This is a genomic window from Burkholderia sp. MSMB617WGS, from assembly GCF_001532025.2.
In the GTDB taxonomy this organism is placed as follows: Bacteria; Pseudomonadota; Gammaproteobacteria; order Burkholderiales; family Burkholderiaceae; genus Burkholderia; species Burkholderia savannae.
Map to the genome: position 1 here is coordinate 1,369,378 of NZ_CP013458.1, position 18,061 is coordinate 1,387,438.

General features: G+C 69.4%; 14 protein-coding genes, 1 pseudogene and 1 riboswitch. Of the genes and pseudogenes, 5 read left to right on the top strand and 10 right to left on the bottom strand.

Features of this window, described 5'->3' with window-relative positions; translation table 11 throughout:
* Nucleotides 1-20: 20 nt before the first annotated feature.
* The 8 genes and pseudogenes from WT60_RS26600 to WT60_RS26635 form a co-directional block, all read right to left on the bottom strand.
* Nucleotides 21-1,004, bottom strand: coding sequence for an SUMF1/EgtB/PvdO family nonheme iron enzyme (locus tag WT60_RS26600; protein ID WP_060356182.1), 984 nt, complete (start codon nucleotides 1,002-1,004; stop codon nucleotides 21-23).
* 15 nt (nucleotides 1,005-1,019) lie between these two features.
* Entirely contained in the window at nucleotides 1,020-1,712 is a 693-nt protein-coding gene (locus tag WT60_RS26605) for a 1,6-didemethyltoxoflavin N1-methyltransferase (RefSeq protein WP_038745328.1), read from the bottom strand.
* Nucleotides 1,709-3,406: a WD40 repeat domain-containing protein gene (locus WT60_RS26610; RefSeq protein WP_060356181.1), complete on the bottom strand. Its 1,698-nt coding sequence runs from the start codon at nucleotides 3,404-3,406 to the stop codon at nucleotides 1,709-1,711. The genes WT60_RS26605 and WT60_RS26610 overlap by 4 nt, the downstream gene beginning before the upstream one ends.
* On the bottom strand, nucleotides 3,403-4,047 hold the full coding sequence (gene ribA / locus WT60_RS26615; RefSeq protein WP_052145026.1) for a GTP cyclohydrolase II: 645 nt from the start codon (nucleotides 4,045-4,047) through the stop codon (nucleotides 3,403-3,405). Before ribA ends, WT60_RS26610 begins: the two co-directional genes overlap by 4 nt.
* Nucleotides 4,048-4,065: 18 nt before the next feature.
* A pseudogene (locus tag WT60_RS35405) lies at nucleotides 4,066-4,268 on the bottom strand (hypothetical protein); the annotation flags it as partial.
* A gap of 31 nt (nucleotides 4,269-4,299) precedes the next feature.
* Complete coding sequence (locus WT60_RS26625) at nucleotides 4,300-5,928, bottom strand: efflux transporter outer membrane subunit (protein WP_236860932.1); 1,629 nt, start codon at nucleotides 5,926-5,928, stop codon at nucleotides 4,300-4,302.
* On the bottom strand, nucleotides 5,925-9,035 hold the full coding sequence (locus WT60_RS26630) for an efflux RND transporter permease subunit (protein WP_038744921.1): 3,111 nt from the start codon (nucleotides 9,033-9,035) through the stop codon (nucleotides 5,925-5,927). The genes WT60_RS26625 and WT60_RS26630 overlap by 4 nt, the downstream gene beginning before the upstream one ends.
* Complete coding sequence (locus WT60_RS26635) at nucleotides 9,032-10,129, bottom strand: efflux RND transporter periplasmic adaptor subunit (RefSeq protein ID WP_059641333.1); 1,098 nt, start codon at nucleotides 10,127-10,129, stop codon at nucleotides 9,032-9,034. Before WT60_RS26635 ends, WT60_RS26630 begins: the two co-directional genes overlap by 4 nt.
* A gap of 150 nt (nucleotides 10,130-10,279) precedes the next feature.
* Between WT60_RS26635 and WT60_RS26640 the strand changes: the two genes are divergently transcribed.
* Nucleotides 10,280-10,978, top strand: coding sequence for a metalloregulator ArsR/SmtB family transcription factor (locus tag WT60_RS26640; protein ID WP_038744919.1), 699 nt, complete (start codon nucleotides 10,280-10,282; stop codon nucleotides 10,976-10,978).
* Nucleotides 10,979-11,034: 56 nt separating this feature from the next.
* Here WT60_RS26640 and WT60_RS26645 read toward each other — a convergent pair whose 3' ends face one another.
* A complete protein-coding gene (locus WT60_RS26645; RefSeq protein ID WP_060356631.1) occupies nucleotides 11,035-12,789 on the bottom strand; it encodes an amidohydrolase family protein in 1,755 nt (584 codons plus the stop codon).
* Nucleotides 12,790-13,507: 718 nt separating this feature from the next.
* Here WT60_RS26645 and WT60_RS26655 point away from each other — a divergent pair.
* Complete coding sequence (locus WT60_RS26655) at nucleotides 13,508-14,023, top strand: BCAM0308 family protein (RefSeq protein ID WP_060356661.1); 516 nt, start codon at nucleotides 13,508-13,510, stop codon at nucleotides 14,021-14,023.
* A 55-nt stretch (nucleotides 14,024-14,078) separates the two neighbouring features.
* Nucleotides 14,079-16,046: an ATP-dependent zinc metalloprotease FtsH gene (gene ftsH / locus WT60_RS26660; protein ID WP_038744916.1), complete on the top strand. Its 1,968-nt coding sequence runs from the start codon at nucleotides 14,079-14,081 to the stop codon at nucleotides 16,044-16,046.
* A gap of 49 nt (nucleotides 16,047-16,095) precedes the next feature.
* Here the strand turns inward: ftsH and WT60_RS26665 are convergent, their stop codons facing one another.
* Nucleotides 16,096-16,695 (bottom strand): rhomboid family intramembrane serine protease, encoded by a 600-nt coding sequence (locus WT60_RS26665; protein WP_038744915.1) that lies wholly within the window; start codon nucleotides 16,693-16,695, stop codon nucleotides 16,096-16,098.
* Between WT60_RS26665 and WT60_RS34765 the strand changes: the two genes are divergently transcribed.
* Both WT60_RS34765 and WT60_RS26670 read left to right on the top strand, forming a co-directional pair.
* Nucleotides 16,682-16,996, top strand: a complete 315-nt coding sequence (locus WT60_RS34765; RefSeq protein ID WP_157131076.1) for a hypothetical protein — start codon at nucleotides 16,682-16,684, stop codon at nucleotides 16,994-16,996. The two genes, WT60_RS26665 and WT60_RS34765, sit on opposite strands and share 14 nt — an antisense overlap.
* Nucleotides 16,964-17,070, top strand: a riboswitch (TPP riboswitch). Its footprint overlaps the gene before it by 33 nt.
* An 89-nt stretch (nucleotides 17,071-17,159) precedes the next feature.
* Entirely contained in the window at nucleotides 17,160-17,996 is an 837-nt protein-coding gene (locus WT60_RS26670) for a DMT family transporter (RefSeq protein WP_038744914.1), read from the top strand.
* Nucleotides 17,997-18,061: the final 65 nt, after the last annotated feature.

The following is an 18,061-nucleotide window of genomic DNA, read 5'->3' on the forward strand; positions in this document are numbered from 1 at the left end:
ATCGGCGATCCGCGCGGCGCTCATCGCGACTCCACGAGCCGGAAGCCCATTGCGTAGATGTCGCGCTGATAGCGGCCGTGACGGCGCGCGCAGCGCGCGAGATCGCCGAAGCGCGTGAAGCTGCCGCCGCGCGCGATCCGGTAGCTGCCTTGCGTGACGGCGAGGTCGTCGTCGATCGGCGCGCCGCCCGGATACGGGCGATAGTCGTCCGCGACATATTCCTCCACGTTGCCGGCGAGATCGTCAATGCCGAACACGCTGCGGCCGAGCGGGAAGATGCCGACGGGCGTCGTCGACAACGGTCCGGCCTCGACCGTGTTCGCCGCGCGCGGATCGAACGCGTCGCCCCACGGATACTCGACGCCCGCGCCGCCGGACGCCGCGTACTCCCATTCGGCCTCGGTCGGCAGCCGGAAGCGCCGCCCGGTCGCTTCGCTCAGCCAGTGCGCGTACGCATCGGCCGCCTCGGCGGGCACCGTCCAGACCGGATGGTTCGCGCGCTCGACCGGATAGACGCCGAACGTCCACGACGTCGGCAGCCACGGCGCGTCCGTCTCTTCGAGGAAGAGCCGGTATTCGAGGTTCGTGACCGGATAGCGCATCATCCGGAACGCGGCGAGCTCCGTCGTGTAGCGCGGGCACTCCTTCGCGATCCACTCCTCGATCACGCCAACGCGCTCCCATTCGGCGACGACCTGCGGCACCCGTTCGGGCTCGGTGCCGAGACGCGCCTGCGCGGCGGGCACGTCGCACATCGCCGGATCGAGCGGGCGGATTCGCGTGTCGCCCGCGAATCCGAGCAGCGTGCCCGCCGCGTAGCGCCGCTCGAACGGCGCGTCCGGGTTCTGCGCGATCGCGCTCCACTGCTCGGGCGCGGCGCGCAGCAGGTCGAGATGCGTCGAAAACACGGTCGCGCTCGTACGCGCGACGAACAGGTTCTCCGGCAGCGCCATCGCCGCGCGGTCGCTGAGATAGTTCGGGTTGTCGGCCAGCTTGAGCGTCATAGGCATCAACTCGCGTCAGTCGGTTCGGGTTTTGCGAACCGTCAGCACCAGGTAGTGCAGGCCGGCCTTCGGCCGCGGCACGCGGTGGCTGCTGACGGGCGTGAAATGCGCGGCGGCCAGCAGTTCGACGAGCTCGGGCTCGGTGAACTCGCGGTAGAGGCGCTGCGCCTGGTTTGCGTACAGCCGCCCCGGGCCGTCGGACTCGAACACCGAGATCGTGAAAAGCCCTTCGGGGCGCAGCAGCGCATGAACGCGCGCGAGGTACGCGCCGTACGCGTCAGGATGCTGATGGTGCAGGCAGCCGTTGTCGAGCGCGCCGTCGAAGAGCGCCGCGCCTTCGAATTCGGACACGGCGCGCGTCACGAAACGCACGCGCTCGCCCCAGCGCTGCGCGAGTTGCGCCCACTCCGGCGGCTCGACGAGATCGACCGCCGTCACCTGGTGCCCGTGCTCGAGAAAGTACGCGGTGTCCCGGCCGCGGCCCGCGCCCGCGTCGAGAATGTCGGCCGGGCGGCCGAGATGCTCGTGCAGGATCGCGCTCGCCGGGCGCATCGCGGCCTCGTCGGTCCAGACGTCGCGCCCGTCGTGGTAGCTCGACACGAAATCCGAGCGCAGCACCGCCGCGTACTCGCGCGGCGCGGCGAGCGGCCCGTCGACGGGCGCGATGGTGCGCTGCGCGTCGATGTAGTGCGGTTCGGCGGCGCTCATGCGCGCTCCAGCGGGATGCGATAGACGTTGCCGTCGTACGAGCTCGCGAGGAACGCGCGCGCGGCCGGGTCGTAGGAGAGCGACGACACGCCCGCGGTCGTCACGCGCACGTCGAGCGCCCAGCGCTTCTCGATCCGGTCGTAGACGGCGACGCGGCCGTTGTAGCTGCCCGTCGCGACGTGGCGGCCGTCGGCGCTCGCCGCGACGCACTTGATCGAGTGCGTGTGCGGCGTCGCGATCACGTCTGCGTGATGGTCGGGCGACCAGATCCGCAATTTCAGGTCCCGGCTCACGGACGCGAAGTAGCCGCCGCCGAGGCCCGCGCAGCCGTTCGCGATCTTGTCGTGCGCGCGCTTGAGCTCGAACACCGGCTCGAGCGTCGATGCGCTATACCAGGTCGCCGACGCATCGGCCGCGACCGAGAAAATCTGATCGTCCGAGACCGCGATGCCCTTGACCGCGTTCGCGTGCAGCGGCAGGTCGGCGACGTGCGTCGCCTTCGTGCCGTCGATCCGCAGCACGATGCCTTCGCCCGTGTACGCGCCGATCACCGCGTGCGCGACGCCGTCGCGCTCGAACGACGCGCCGCAGTTCAGCGGCGAACGGTGCTGGTGCAGCTCGCGGCCGCTGCGCGCGTCGAATACCTTGCCGAGCTGGCCGCCCGTCAGGATCAGCTCGCCCGCCGGCGTGAGGAAATTGCACAGGCTGCCCGTGCGCGCATGCTCGCGCTGGTCGACACGCACGATGCCCGCATCGCCGATCGTCCACAGATGGCCGTCGACGGGCTCCACCGCGTTCACGCCGTGCGTCGGCGGCAGTTCGGCCGCGTCCCAGTGCTCGGTCTTCCAGTTGTAGCGGCGATAGCTCGAATGGAACGTCGAGAACACGATGTGCTCGTCGCCTTCGAACGAGCACGAGCGCGGCCACACCTCGGGCGGCAGCGCCGCGCCGCCGAGTGCTTCCGGCTGGCCGGACGCGCCGATCCTCCAGAGCCGCATCGTGCGGTCGTACGACAGCGACACGAGCAGGCCCCGGTCGCCGTCGAGCACGAGCCGCTTCACGCCCGCGTCGTGCGCGTCGATCGTCGCGCGCGCGCCGTCGACGCCGATCGAGATGATTTCGCCCTCGTCGTTGCCCGCGAAAATGCGGCCGTCGGCGGCGATCGCGATCGTGTCGGTTTCGATGCCGTCGAGATCGATGTCGGCGACGAGGCCGTTCTTCGCGAGCGACCAGCGCTTGATCGTGCCGTCGTCGCTCGACGACACGATCTCGTCGGTGCCGCGCATCCATTCGACGGAGATCACGTCGGCGGCGTGGCCGCCGAACGTGTTCAGCAGCTTGCCGCTGAAGTTGTAGACCCGCACGCGATGATCGCGCGACGCGGTCGCGACGAGCGGCTTGTCCGGATGGAACGCGCTCATCTCGACGTCGTCTTCCTGGTCGGCGAACACCGCGACGAGCCGCAGATCGGGCACGGTCCAAAGGCGCGCGCTGTAATCGGACGACGACGTGACGACGTACGCGCCGTCCGGCGAGAACGCGCCCTGGTTCGCGAGATGGTCGTGCATCGCGCGGGCGAGCGGACGCTGGGTCTTCGCGTCCCACAGGATGACCTGGTTGTCGTAACCGGCAGTCAGAACGTATTGGTCGCGGTGCGCGGCAATCCCGCTGATCGGTGCGCGGTGAGTGATCATTGCAGTTCCTGGCTGAGGTTGATGGCGTGACGGTGGTGATCGATCTTCGCGCGCAGGTAGCCCTGGTTCGTGTGGTTGACGAACACGCCCGTCTGCCGCACGCGCTTGATCTGGATGCCGTGCTTCTCGATCTGCGAAATCTTGTCCGGGTTGTTGGTGACGAGCGAGATCTCGCTGACGCCGAGCGCCTGCAGCATCTGCGCGGCGACGCGGAAATCGCGCAGGTCGTCGGGGAAGTTCAGCGCGCGGTTCGCGGCGAACGTGTCGAGCCCTTGCGAGATCTGCAGGCGGTATGCGTCGAGCTTGTTGTACAGCCCGATGCCGCGGCCTTCCTGACGCAGATAGAGCAGGATGCCGCCTTCGCGGCCGAACATCGCGACCGACTCGTCGAGCTGCTCGCCGCAATCGCAGCGCGCGGAGCCGAACACGTCGCCCGTCAGGCACTCGGAATGCACGCGCACGAGCGGCGCGTCGGTGAGCGGCCCGAAGACGAGCGCGAGATGCTCGGCGCTGTCGCAAAGGCCCTGGAACGTCACCATCTCGGCCTCGTACCGCTGCTGGTCGGTGCGCGGACGGATGGGTACGTTGACGCGCGTACGGACGGACGCGCTCAGCGTTGGGGGGATACGACGATCATTCATGCTGTGCCTCAAGGTTATTCAACATTGAGATACGCATCGCGAAGAACACGGAAGTCTTGTTGCTTTGTTGTTATGTCTGCTGGGTGAATCGATTTCCGTTTTGTTGCTGTCTCTCGGGTTCTAGGCGAGCTCTTGATTGGCTGCTGCGTCCGATTGTGCAAAAGCTTCGCCGATTGTGCATCCGTACCGATTACGGTATCGCCGGTCATTGTTCGATTCGTATCGCCGTCTCTTAATTGGTTGCGTGCTCAACTAATTTTGGGTGGACAAAATCGCTACCGCCATCGCCGCCGCGGGCGCCGCCGCACGTCCGTAGTCGACGGGCGCATCCGCTGGGCGCGGCGTGTCGCCCGCGCGCTCGATCCAGCCGCCGCCCAGCGCGCGGTACAGATCGACGAGGTTCGTCCAGCGCGCGAGCCGCGCGCTGATCAACTGCTGCTGCGCCGTGTACAGATCGGTCTGCGCGGTCAACACCGACAGATAGCTGTCGACGCCGTTCTTGTAGCGCAGGTCCGACAGATCGTAGCGGCGCTGCTGCGCGTGCTCGTTGCGCTCGAGCGCCGCGATCTGCTGATCGTACGTGCCGCGCGCGGCGAGCCCGTCCGACACCTCGCGGAACGCGCTCTGGATCGCCTTCTCGTAGTTCGCGATCTCGATGCGCTTCTGCACGTGCGCGAGATCGAGGTTCGCGATGTTCTGCCCGCCCTCGAAGATCGGCAACGCGATGCTCGGCGCGAACGACCACGCCGCCGTGCCGGCCTTGAACAGGCCGCCGAGCGTCGGGCTCGCGGTGCCGAACGCCGCCGTCAGCGAGATCTTCGGGAAGAACGCCGCGCGCGCCGCGCCGATGTTCGCGTTCGCCGCGCGCAGCGCCTCCTCGGCCTGCATGATGTCGGGGCGCCGCGTCAGCAGATCGGACGGCAGCCCGGCCGGCACGTCGGTCAGCAGGTTCTGCGCGTTGAGCGGCAGGCCGGCCGGCAGATCGTCGGGCAGCGGCTCGCCGATCAGCAGCACGAGCGCGTTGACCGCCTGCGCACGCGCGCGCGCCTGCGCCTGCTGGTTCGCGAGCGCCGTCTCGACGACCGTCTGCGCCTGCCGCAGATCGAGCTCCGAGCCGGTGCCGTTGTCGAACTGCAGCTTCGTGAGGTCGTACGACGCGCGCGCCGTCTTCAGCGTGTTCTCCGTGACCTGCAGCAGGTCGTCGGTCGACAGGAGCGAGAGGTACTGATCGGCGACGCTCGCGACGAGCGAGATCTCCGCGGCCTTGCGCGCCTGCGCGGTCGCGAAGTATTGCGCGAGCGCCTGGTCCTTCAGGCTTTGCACGCGGCCGAACAGGTCGAGCTCCCACGACGCGGACACGCCGACGTTGTAGGCGCGCGAGATGAGCGGCTGGCGCGTCGTCGACACGCCGGCGGGATAGCGCTGGATCGAGCCCGTGCCGGTGCCGTCGAGCGTCGGGAACAGGCCGGCGCGCGTGATCTGATACTGCGCGCGCGAGGCCTCGACGTTCAGCACCGATACGCGCAGATCGCGGTTGTTCCTCAGCGCGATCTCGATGAGCCGCTGCAGGCGCGGATCGACGAAGAACTCGCGCCAGCCGATGTCGACGGCCGACTGGCCGTTCGCGCTGCGCGCGCCGGACGCGGCGCCCGGCTGCGCGGCGTAGACGCCGTCGGTCGGGAACGCGCCCGACACGGGCGCGGCCGGACGCTCGTAGCGCGGCGCGAGCGTGCAGCCCGTCGCGAGCAGGGCGGCCGCGACGGCGATCGAGCAGGCCGCCGAGCGCGTGATCGAGGCGGCCGCGCCCGGCGCGCGGCGGTGGCGGCGCGCGTTCGGCGCCGTATCGTTGGGAAAGCGATGCATCGTGTCGTTCATGGTCATCGGATTGCCGCGAGGAGTTGCGCGCGCTCGCTGCGCATCGCCGCGCCGTGGTCCTTCGCGACGAACGTGTAGACGGTGGGGAGCACGAACAGCGTGAAGAGCGTGCCGACCAGCATGCCCGTTGACACCGTGATGCCGATCGCGAAGCGGCTCGCCGCGCCGGCGCCAGCCGCGAACACGAGCGGCACGAGGCCCGCGACCATCGCCGCGGTCGTCATCAGGATCGGCCGCAGCCGCACGGCCGCCGCCCGCTCGATCGCGGCGCGCCGGTCGAGCCCTTCGTGGCGCTGCAGATCGTTCGCGAAGCTGACCATCAGAATCCCGTGCTTCGAAATCAGGCCGATCAGCGTGACGAGCCCGATCTGCGTGTAGATGTTGAGCGTCGCGAAGCCGAGGTAGAGCGGAGCGAGCGCGCCGCAAATCGACAGCGGCACCGACACCAGGATCACGAGCGGATCGCGCAGGCTCTCGAACTGCGCGGCGAGCACGAGGAAGATCACGATCAGCGCGAAGCCGAACGTGACGGCGAGCCGGTTGCCTTCCTGCACGTACTGTCGCGATTCGCCGAGCCAGTCGATCGAGAAGCCGGACGGCAGCTTCTGCGCCTCGAGGAACGCGACCGCTTCGCCCATCGTCACGCCCGCCGCTGGCACGGCGGAAAACGTCGCCGAATTCATCTGGTTGAACTGGCTGAGCGCGTTCGCCTGGCTGCCGTTCGTCACGTGGATCACCGTCGACAGCGGGATCATCTGGCCGGAGCCCGTCTTCACGTAATAGCGGCTCAGCATCTCCGACGACAGCCGCTCGCCGCGCGACACCTGCGGAATCACGTCGTACGAGCGGCCCTTGAAGTTGAAGCGGTTCACGTAGTTCTCGCCGACGAGCACGGCGAGCGTGTCGGCGATGTCCTTCATCGTCACGCCGAGCGTGTTCGCCTGATTGCGGTCGATCGTCACGCCCACCGCGCGGCTGTCGAACGTCAGATCGCTGTCGACGACCGCGAAAAGGCCGCTCTTTTGCGCCGCCGCCTTGATCCGCTCCATTTGCGCGTAGAGATCCGCGAAGCTCGACGGCGCGCGCAGCACCATCTGGATCGGCAGCCCGCCGCTCGACGCGGGCAGCGCCGGGAGCTGGAACGCGAACACGCGGTCGCCGCGGATCTGGTCGCCGCGCGCCTGGATCAGCGCCTGCAGTGTCGACGCGCTGCGCGTGCGCTTCTCCCAGTCGACGAGGTTCACGCCGGCGAAGCCGAGGTTGCTGCCGCCGTAGCTGTTGAGGATGAAGCTCGTGTCGGCTTCGGGCAGCGTGCGGAACACGCGCTCGATGTCGGGCGCGTAGCGCTCCATGTAATCGAGGTTCGCATACTGCGGCGCCTTCACCGCGACCATGATCGAGCCTTGGTCCTCCTGCGGCGCGAGCTCGCGCTTCACGCCGGAGAAGAGCAGCACGATGCCCGCCAGCACGCCGACGCCGATCAGGAGAATCGCCGGCCGCGCGGCGAGGCTCGCGTGCAGGCCGCGCTGATAGACGCGCGTGACGCGCTCGAGCGTGTGCTCGATCGCCTTCGCGACCCGGCCTTCGGACATCTTGCTCGTCAGGAGCAGCGAACCGAGCATCGGCGACAGCGTGAGCGCGACGATCCCCGACACGAGCACCGCGCCCGCGAGCGTGAACGCGAACTCCTTGAAGAGCGAGCCCGTGAGGCCGCCCATCAGCCCGATCGGCGCATAGACGGAGATCAGCGTCGCCATCATCACGAGCACGGGCGACGCGATCTCGCGCGCGCCGATCAGCGCCGCGCGCACGGGCGGCTCGCCTTCCTCGATGTGCCGGTGAATGTTCTCGACGACGACGATCGCGTCGTCGACGACGAGCCCGATCGCGAGCACCATCGCGAGCAGCGTCAGCAGGTTCAGCGAGAAGCCCGCCGCGAGCATCAGCGCGGCCGAACCGACGAGCGACAGCGGAATCGTCAGCACCGGAATGATCACCGCGCGAAACGAGCCGAGGAACAGGAAGATCACGACGACGACGATCGCGATCGCCTCGGCGAGCGTCGAGCGGACCTCGGCGATCGACGCGTTGACGAAGCGCGCGCCGTCGAACATGTTCGCGATCTGGATGCTCGCCGGCTTGTTGCGCTCCATCGCCGGCAGCACCGCGCCGACGCCGCGCACGATTTCGAGCGGATTGCCGGCGGGCGTCGCGTTGACCGCGATGTACACCGCGCGCCGGCCGTTCATCAGCGCGCTCGAGTTGTAGTTCTCGCCGCCGATCTCGACCGTCGCGACGTCCTTCAGCCGCACGAGCCCGCCGCCGTTCGGATCGTTCTTCACGACCATCCCGTTGAACGCGCCGACGTCGGTCAGATCGGTGTTCGCCGAGATATCGGCGATCGTGAGCGATCCCTTGACTTGACCGGGCGCCGCCTGCACGTTGTTCGCGCGAATCGCCGCGGCGACGTCGCCGGCGGACAGCCCGTGCGCGGCGAGCCGCGTCGCGTCGAGCCAGACCCGCATCGCGAGGTTCTGGCCGCCGAGGATCTCGGCCGACGCGACGCCCGGCACGGTCGTCACGAGCGGCTGCGCGACGCGCACCACGTAATCGGTGATCTGCGGGATCGACAGCGTGTCGCTCGCGAAGCCGAGGTACATCACGGCGGTCGGCGCGTCGGTCAGCTTCGTGATCACCGAGTCGTACGCATCCGCGGGCAGCTTGTACTTGACCTGCTGGACCTTCGCCATCACCTCGGTCATCGCACGGTCCGCGTTCGCGTTCAGGCGCAGCCGCGCCTTCACGACGCTCTTGCCCTGCGTCGTCGTCGACGTGATGTATTCGATCCCGTCGGCCGTCGCGATCGACTGCGCGATCGGCGTCGTCACGAAGCCCTGCATCAGATCCTGCGACGCGCCGGGGTAGTCGGTCTCGACGCTGATCGTCGCGCTCTCGAGCGCGGGATACTGGCGCACCGGCAGCGACATCAGCGCGCGCAGGCCGACGAGCAGGATCAGCAGGCTCATCACGAGCGACAGCACCGGGCGGCGGACGAATACGTCCGTGAAGCGCGCGCGGGTTGCGCCCGAATCGTGAGGCGTGCCGGCGTTCATTGCTCGGCTCCCGACGATGCGCCGTCCTCGAGCGCGACCTTCACCTTGTCGCCCGCCGCGAGCCTCACCTGGCCCGACGTGACGACCACGTCGCCCGGACGCAGGCCCTCGGCGATCGCGATGCGGCCTTCGGCACGCCGGCCGGTGCGCACGGGCTGCAGCCGCACGACGCCGAGGCCGTCGCGGCCCGGCTTGCCGACGACGAGCACCGATTCGCCGCGCTGCGACGTCTGCACCGCGGTGTCGGGCACCGTCAGCGCGCGCTCGCGCGGCGGCAGCTCGAGCCGCGCCTGGATGTACATCCCCGGGCGCAGCAGGTGACCGGGGTTCGCGAGCGTCGCCTGCACGGCGACGTTGCGCGTGTCGGCGCCGACCTGCGGCTCGATCGCGCTCACGCGGCCGACGAGCGTGCGATCCGGATACGCGTCCGTCGTGATCGACACGTTCTGGCCGAGGCGCAGCTGGCTCAAGCTCTTCTGCGGCACCGTGAAGTTCGCGTACAGCGTGTCGAGATCGGTCAGCGTCGCGATCGCGTCGCCCGCGTTCAGGTATTGGCCGAGGTTCACGCGGCGCAGGCCGAGCACGCCGTCGAACGGCGCGCGCACCGCCTTTTGCGTGATCACCGCCTGCGTCTCGCGGATGTCGGCCGCGGACGCGTCGAAATCGAAGCGGTGCTGGTCATAGATATTGCGCGGCTCGGCGCCCGTTAGCGCGAGCGCCTGCGAGCGATCGAGCTGGCGCTTCGCGAACGCGGCCTTTGCCTGGATCGACGCGAGCTTCGCGCGCTCGGGCTCGTCGAAGAGCTGGACGATCAGTTGGCCCTTGCGCACCGTCGTGCCGGCCTCGAAATGCAGCGCGACGACGCGACCGGCCACTTCGGGCGCGAGCGTCACCTGGCGGACCGCGTCGAGCGAGCCGACCGCGTCGATCGACACGCGCTCGGGCGCGGCGCGCACGGCGACGGCGGAAACCGTCAGCGCGGGCGGGGGAGCGGGGGGATGATCGGCGGCCTGCACGCGGCTTTCCCGCCACAGAAACAGCCCGCCGAAAATGAACGCCAATAGCGCCAATGCAAGCAATAGCCGACGGCCCATGGAAATCTCTCAGTCATTTTGTAAGAATCGGGGACATGATTTGTCTGACAACGGAATAAGTCAAGAATATCCTTGGTTTATTTGGGTGATTGGCGTGGCCGGCTTGCGTTATCGTTGCATTGCGCAAGCCCAACATTTGATAATGCAGCGATGGACGATACTTTTTCGAAGCAGGAAATCCCGGTTTCCGAGCGCGTGCTGAACGTGCTGAAGCGCCGCGGCCCGTTGCAGGCGGCCGAGCTCGGCGCGTATCTCGGCACGACGGCCGAGGCCGCGCGGCAGCAGTTGAAGAAGCTCGAGGCGGACGGGCTCGTCGAGGCGGAGAACGTCGCGCAGGGCGTCGGGCGGCCGGCGCGGATCTGGCGGCTCACGCCGCTCGGCCACGGCCATTTCCCGGACGCGCACGCGGACATGACGGTCGACCTGATCCGGATCATCCGCACGACGCTCGGCCAGCCGACGCTCGATCTGCTGATCTCCGCGCGCGAGACGGAGATGCGCCGCACGTACACGCAAACGCTCGAGGGCGTGACGGACCCGCAGACGCGCATCGCGCGTCTCGCGGAACTGCGCGACCGCGAAGGCTACTTCGCCGAATGGTCGCGCGCGCCCGACGGGGACGGCTGGCTCTTCATCGAGAATCACTGCCCGATCTGCGCGGCCGCCACCGCGTGCCAGGGCTTCTGTCGCTCCGAGCTCGAGATCTTCCGCGAGATGCTCGGCGATGCGCTGACGATCGAGCGCATCGAGCATATTCCGGTCGGCGCGCGCCGCTGCGCGTACCGGATACGGCCATGCGCCGCCGGGGAGCCGGATGCGGAAGGGCGCGCGCCGTCGCGCGACGAATGACCGGGCGCGTCGCGATTCCGCCCCGCGCCGTCCTTCGCGCCCGGGCGGCCTGACGCCTAACGCGTCGCGGCCCGCAGGAAATGCCCGGCGCGCCGCGTTTCGCCGAAGCCGTCGGCGAACGCGCCGTCGCGATACACGACCTGCCCGTTGACGAGCGTCGCCGCGACCGCCGCGCCGCTGCGGTTCACGAGCCGGCGCAGCCCGCCGAACACGCTCATGTCCGCCTCGTGACAGGCGTCGACCGACGCGTCGAGATGCGCGGGATCGACGATCGCGACGTCCGCCCGATCGCCGACGCGCAGCGTGCCGGCGTCGATCCCGAAGTACCCGGCGAGCTCGCCCGTCAGGCGATGCACCGCCCGCTGCACCGACATGAACGGCCGCCCGGCGCGCTCGGCCTCGCGCACGCGGCGCAGGAAGCGCACCGGCGCGTTGTAGAACGCCATGTTGCGCAGGTGCGCGCCCGAATCGGCGAAGCCGATCTGCAACGCGGGATGCGCGGCGATCTGGTCGAGCACGTCCGCGCGGTGATTCGCGATCGTCATGCACCAGCGCACCTTTTGCCCGTGCGCGACGACGAGGTCGAGGAACGCGTCTGCCGGATGGATGCCGCGCTCGTCGGCGACCTGGCCGAACGACTTGCCGACGACCGACGCGTCCGGGCACCCGACGATCCGCGTGTCGTGCAGATCGCGCGTCCAGAGCCTCAGGTCGAGCCCCTTGCCGACCTGCTTGCGGAACTCGCGCCGGTAGCCTTCGTTCTGCAGCAGCCTGTTGCGCTCGAGCGCGTCGTTCAGGTGCAGCGCCGCGCGGCCCGCGCCGAATTCCTCGAAGATCACGAAATCGATCCCGTCCGCGTAGACCTGGAACGGCACCGGCAGATGCTGCCAGACGAGCTCGCCGCGAAAGAGCGCATTCGCGAGCCGCACGCCGTTGAGCAGCACGTCGACGGTGCCGCGCGGCGCGGCCTTGCTGTCCGCCGCGACGAGGAGCGACGTGCGCAGCGGCTTGCGCACGAAGTAGCCGCAGCTCGCGGCCATGAAGAGCAGGCCGTTCAGCGGATTCGTCGTGTTCGGCGCGCTTTGCAGCACGCGGCCGCGGCGGCGCAGCACGCGGTTCAGCCGCCGGTATTCACGCCACGTCGCGAACGTCGACGGCAGCGACTTCGACCGGTAGCGCTCGCCGTCGAGCTTGTCCCACGGCGTCGTCATCGACGACAGCCCGACGAAGCCCGCGTCGAGCGCGTCGTCGAGCAGCCGCTCCATCCTTTGCAGTTCGGCCTCGTGCGGCCGCACGCGGTCGTCCACTGCGCGCCCGAGGCCGAGCACGTGCGTGCGCAAGTCCGAATGGCCGAGGAACGCGGCGACGTTCGGGCCGAGCGGCAGCGATTCGAGATGGCGGACGTACGCGGCCGCGGTGTCCCAGGTCTTCGCGCGCGACAGCACGGCGAGCATCTGCTCGCGCGGCAGCGCCTCGACGCGGCTGAAGAGATCGGTGCAGTCGAGCGCGTCCGCGTGAACCGTCGACAGCGAGCACGAGCCGAGGAAAACGCTCGTCACGCCGTGCCGCACCGATTCGGGCAGCCCCGGCGACACGAGGATCTCGGCGTCGTAATGCGTATGGATGTCGACGAAGCCGGGCAGCACCCATTTGCCGGCCGCGTCGATCACGTCCGCGCCATCGGCCGCGAGCGGTGCGTCGGACACCGTCGCGACCCGGCCGTCGCGGATGCCGAGGTCGCGCGCGCGGGGCTCGGCGCCCGTGCCGTCGAACCATAGGCCGTTGCGGATGATCGTGTCGTAGCGCGCCATCTTGAGGTGTCTCCGTATCGTGTTCTGGACGCACGGGCGGCCCGCACGCGATGCTTGAGCCGCGATGCGAGTTGCGCGTCGCGCGTTGGCTTGCGCCGGGCATCGGCGTTCGTCGTCAAAACGTTACATTGATTGATGTCAAGATGAATTGCAATCGAGTATTGCCTCAACTGCGAGCGGCGGCCCGCAAGCGTCGCTCGCGCCGATGACGGGCGTTGCCGAAAGGATCAGACACGCCTCTCGAGGCGCGATCGCGTATTGCGGCGCGTCACCGTGTCGTCGTTCGGCGTCTTCCGTCGACATCCGCGCGATCGTCCAGCGGGCGCCGCCGGCAAGCGGCGCGAATTGCCGTGGCCATGCTGCGCCACGGCAATCGCGGCACACGCGCGGCCGTTCACGAACGGCGGCGACGCGCGATATGCCGCCCCCCACGACATATGGCGCCCCGCGATCCGCCCAAGCGCGCCGTTCGCCTGCCTGGGCCGATCGTATCGGCCTTCGCCCATTGGCTACGGTTCTGTACCAATCGGTGCGCGCGAGGCGGCAAGATTTCGTCAAGCGTTGATCGGCGTCAACCGCACGTGCGGGCGATCGCCGATGCTCGCTCATGTACGTCGCGCCCCGGCCGCGCGCCGCCATTCCCACGATGCAAGCGCATGCCGCCGACGAGCGCCGGGCGCCGCACGCGAAACGTACGACATATCGACAAGGAAAGACGATGATCTACGGATCGAACGAACTCTATGCGGCGATGAGGCTGCGCCGTGATCGGGACGCGCCGCGCGCGCACGCGGCGCACGGCTACGGCGCGCCGGCTCGCCTGAAGAGCGGCATGGGCTGCACCGAATGCGGCGCGCTGTACGACGGTGGCCGCTGGACTTGGCATGCGGCGGCGGGCACGCTGCTGCAGATCGTGTGCCCCGCGTGCCGGCGCATCCGCGAGCGCGCGGGCGCGGGCGAACTCGTGCTCGAAGGCGGCTATTTCGCGCGCCATTGCGACGACATCGTCGCGCTGCTGCGCCATCGGGCGGGCGGCGAGCGCCACGACCGGCCGTTCGAGCGCATCGTGTCGATCGACACGCGGCCCGCAGGGATGACCGTGCGCACGACGGGCTCGCACCTCGTCCACCGGCTGAGCGAGGCGCTCGTGCGCGCGCATCGCGGCGAGCTCGAAATCGACTATCGTGAAGGAGAGGACGTGCTGCGCGCGCACTGGATGCGCGACGCCGCCTAGCGCGTGCGCGTCCGCCGACCACTTCGTACCGCCGAACACACGCCGAGGCATCCCGATGAAGAGCGAAACCGGATACTTGGGCTTCGTCGTCGTGCTCGTTTTCATGGTGCTGCTCGCGCTGCAGCTCGCGACGCTGAGCGCGCCCGCGACGCAAATCGCGTACAGCGACTTCCGCAAGCTCGCGACGGCCGCGCAGGTCGACGATCTCGAAGTCAGCCCGACGCGGATCACGGGCGTCCTGCGCAACAGCACGGCCGCGGCGGCGCTGCCCGCGTCCGACGCCGACGCGATCAAGCGCGCGGGCGCGCCGTGGCGCTTCACGACGAGGCGCGTGACCGACGAGCGCCTGATCGACACGCTCGCCGCGACGGGCACCCGCTACCGTGGCGCGGAGGACGACACCTGGATCGGCACGCTCGCGTCGTGGATCGTGCCGATCGCGGTGTTCGCGATCGTCTGGAACGTGATGTTGCGGCGCCCGCGCGGCGGGCTGCAGGACTGGTCGGGCGTCGGCAAGAGCAAGCCGCGGGTTTACGTGGAGGCGAAGACCGGCATCGATTTCGACGACATCGCCGGCATCGACGAGGCGAAGGCCGAGCTCCAGCAGATCGTCGCGTTCCTGCGCGCGCCCGCGCGCTATCAGCGGCTCGGCGGCAAGATTCCGAAGGGCGTGCTGATCGTCGGCGCGCCCGGCACCGGCAAGACGCTGCTCGCGAAGGCGGTCGCGGGCGAGGCGGGCGTGCCGTTCTTCTCGACGAGCGGCTCGTCGTTCGTCGAGATGTTCGTCGGCGTCGGCGCGGCGCGCGTGCGCGACCTGTTCGAGCAGGCGCAGCAAAAAGCGCCTTGCATCATCTTCATCGACGAGCTCGACGCGCTCGGCAAGGTGCGCGGCGCGGGCATCACGTCGGGCAACGACGAGCGCGAGCAGACGCTCAACCAGCTGCTCGTCGAGATGGACGGCTTCCAGGCGAACTCGGGCGTCATCATCATGGCGGCGACCAATCGTCCGGAGATTCTCGATCCCGCGCTGCTGCGCCCCGGCCGCTTCGATAGGCATATCGCGATCGACCGGCCGGATCTGACCGGGCGGCGGCAGATTCTGTCGGTGCACGTGAAGCACGTGAAGCTCGCGGCGGACGTCGATCTCGGCGAGCTCGCGTCGCGCACGCCGGGCTTCGTCGGCGCGGATCTCGCGAACATCGTCAACGAAGCGGCGCTGCACGCGGCCGAGCTCGACAAGCCGGCGATCGAGATGTCGGATTTCGACGAGGCGATCGACCGGACGATGACGGGCATGGAGCGCAAGAGCCGCGTGATGAGCGAGCAGGAGAAGGTCACGATCGCGCATCACGAGGCCGGGCATGCGCTCATCGCGCAGACCCGCGCGCACAGCGATCCGGTGAAGAAGGTGTCGATCATTCCGCGCGGAATCGCGGCGCTCGGCTACACGCAGCAGGTGCCGACCGAGGATCGCTACGTGCTGCGCAAGAGCGAGCTGCTCGATCGGCTCGACGTGCTGCTCGGCGGGCGCGTCGCCGAGGAGATCGTGTTCGGCGACGTGTCGACGGGCGCGGAAAACGATCTCGAGCGCGCGACCGAAATGGCCCGGCACATGGTGGCCCGATACGGGATGAGCGAGCGGATCGGCCTCGCGACGTTCGGCGACGCCGACAGCCGCGGGCTGCCGCCCGTCGTCTGGCAGCCGGGCGGCGAGCGCTGGAGCGAGAGCACCGCGACGCGGATCGACGACGAGATCCAGCGGCTCCTCGCCGAGGCGCACGATCGCGTGTCGCGGACGCTGAAGGAGCGGCGCGACGCGCTCGAGCGGATCGCACAGTATCTGCTGAAGCACGAAGTCGTCGATCACGAAATGCTCGTGCGGCTCGTGAACGACGAGCCGCTGCTGGACGACTCGGCGGCGGGCGGGGGCGCGGCGAAGCGCGGCCGCGACGATTCCGGCGCGCCGAAGCTGGCGACGCAAGCCGGCCCGGCGAACAAGGCCGATCATTCGGTGCCGCAGTGACGGCGCGGCAGGCCGTGCCGCCCGTCGCGCGACAGAGTGCGGGCCGCGCTCACTCGATCGGCCACTCCCTTTTCGGCCGCGTCCAGAACAGCATCAGCACGAGCGCGCCGAGCATCCCGCCCAGATGCGCGAAATGCGCGATGCCGCTCGCCGCGCCCGCGACGCCGAGCAGCAGCTCGATGCCCGCGTAGCCGAGCGCGAACACCCACGCGGGCATCGGAATCGGCGGAAACAGCAGCACGACGCGGCGCGACGGATACAGCAGCGCGTACCCGGCGAGCACGCCGAACACGCCCGCCGACGCGCCGATCGTCGGCGCGGCGCCCGCCGCCGTGTAGCGCGCGACGACGAGCTGCGTAAGCGCGCCGCACACGACGCTCGCGACATAAAGCGTGCCGAAGCGCGCGCGGCCGAGCGAGCGCTCGACGTCGCGGCCGAACATCACGAGCCCGAGCATGTTGAAGAGCAGGTGCGACAGCCCCGCGTGAAGCATGCTGTACGTGATGATTTGCCAGAGATGGAACGCGGGCACGGCGGCGCCCGCACCGTTACGCGGCGGCCACAGCGCGAACAGCGAGAGCACGCGGTCGGGATCGGCGAGCTCGACGAAGAAGCCGATCAGGTTCAGGACGACGATGGCAAACGTCATGGCGGCCGCGGGCGAAAGAAGTGGGGGCGTCGGCGTTCATTATGCCGGCATCGCGCGGCCGCAGCCTGCTCGCCGCGCGCTTGGCGACATGCGCGGCATCGGTCGTGCGTCGCGGTCGGCCCTGTTGCTCCATTGCTCCATTGCCACGCCGTCCCATTGCCACGCCGTCCCGTCGCCCCATTTTCCCGCGTCGACCGACACGCTCGCAGACGGCGAACGAATCAACCCGCGTCGGCTTGTCGGCCACCGGGTTCTTGCCGATAATAGCGCGGCCATCAGGGGGAGCCGGGCGATCGGCTGAGAGGTTCCGCGCAAGGAACGACCCCTAAACCTGATCCGGGTAATGCCGGCGTAGGAATGAGGTCCGCCATGATTTGTCCGCAATCCGCCCGCCGCCGCGCCGCAGCGGGGCTTCCTGCATCTTGCGCGTCTTGCGCGTCCCCCGCTGCGTTCGCCGCGCGCCGATGACGCCGTCCGTCATCGCGCTCGTGCTGTTCGCGGCGATCCTGCACGCGACCTGGAACGCGCTGCTCAGAAGCGGCGCGGATCGTCTGCGGAGCATCACCGTGATGAGCTTCGCGACGACCGCCGCGGCGCTCGTCTGCGCGGCGCTGCTGCCGCTGCCCGCGCGCGCGAGCTGGCCGTACCTGGCGGCGTCCGCCGCGTTGCAGGTCGGCTACAGCGTGTTTCTCGCCTACGCGTATGAAGGCGCGGCGCTCAGCCAGGTCTATCCGGTCGTGCGCGGCGCGGTGCCGCTCCTCGTCACGCTGGGCGGCTACGCGTGGGCGGGCCAGCGTCTCGGCGGCGCGCCGCTCGCGGGCATCGCGCTCGTGTCGGGCGGCATCGCGAGCCTCGCGCTCGGCCGCTCGCGGATTCGTTCGCGCTCGTTCGCCGCGGCGCTCGCGACCGCGCTCTTCATCGGCGGCTACGTGACGGTCGACGGCGTCGGCTCGCGCGTCGCGGGCCATCCGCTCGCGTACGCGGCGTGGATCTTCATCGCGTATGGCGTCGCGATGCCCGCCGTGTTCCTCCTCGTCGGCGGCCGCTTGAACGCCGGCTTCACGCGCGCCGAAACGTTGAAATCCGCGGCGGGCGGGCTGATCTCGCTGATCAGCTACGCGGCGGTCGTCGACGCGCTGTCGCGCGGCCCGGTCGGCCCGATCGCCGCGCTGCGCGAGACGAGCATCGTGTTTTCGGTGCTGATCGGCTGGGCGTGGTTGGGCGAGAAGCCGAGCGGACGGCGCTTCGTCGCGTGCGCGGCGGTGGCGGCGGGCGCGGCCTGCCTCACGTATCCCGCTTGATGCATTCAGGCTCGCGCGATGCGAGCCGGCCGGCGACATCCGAGCGGGCATGCGCGCGCGGGCCG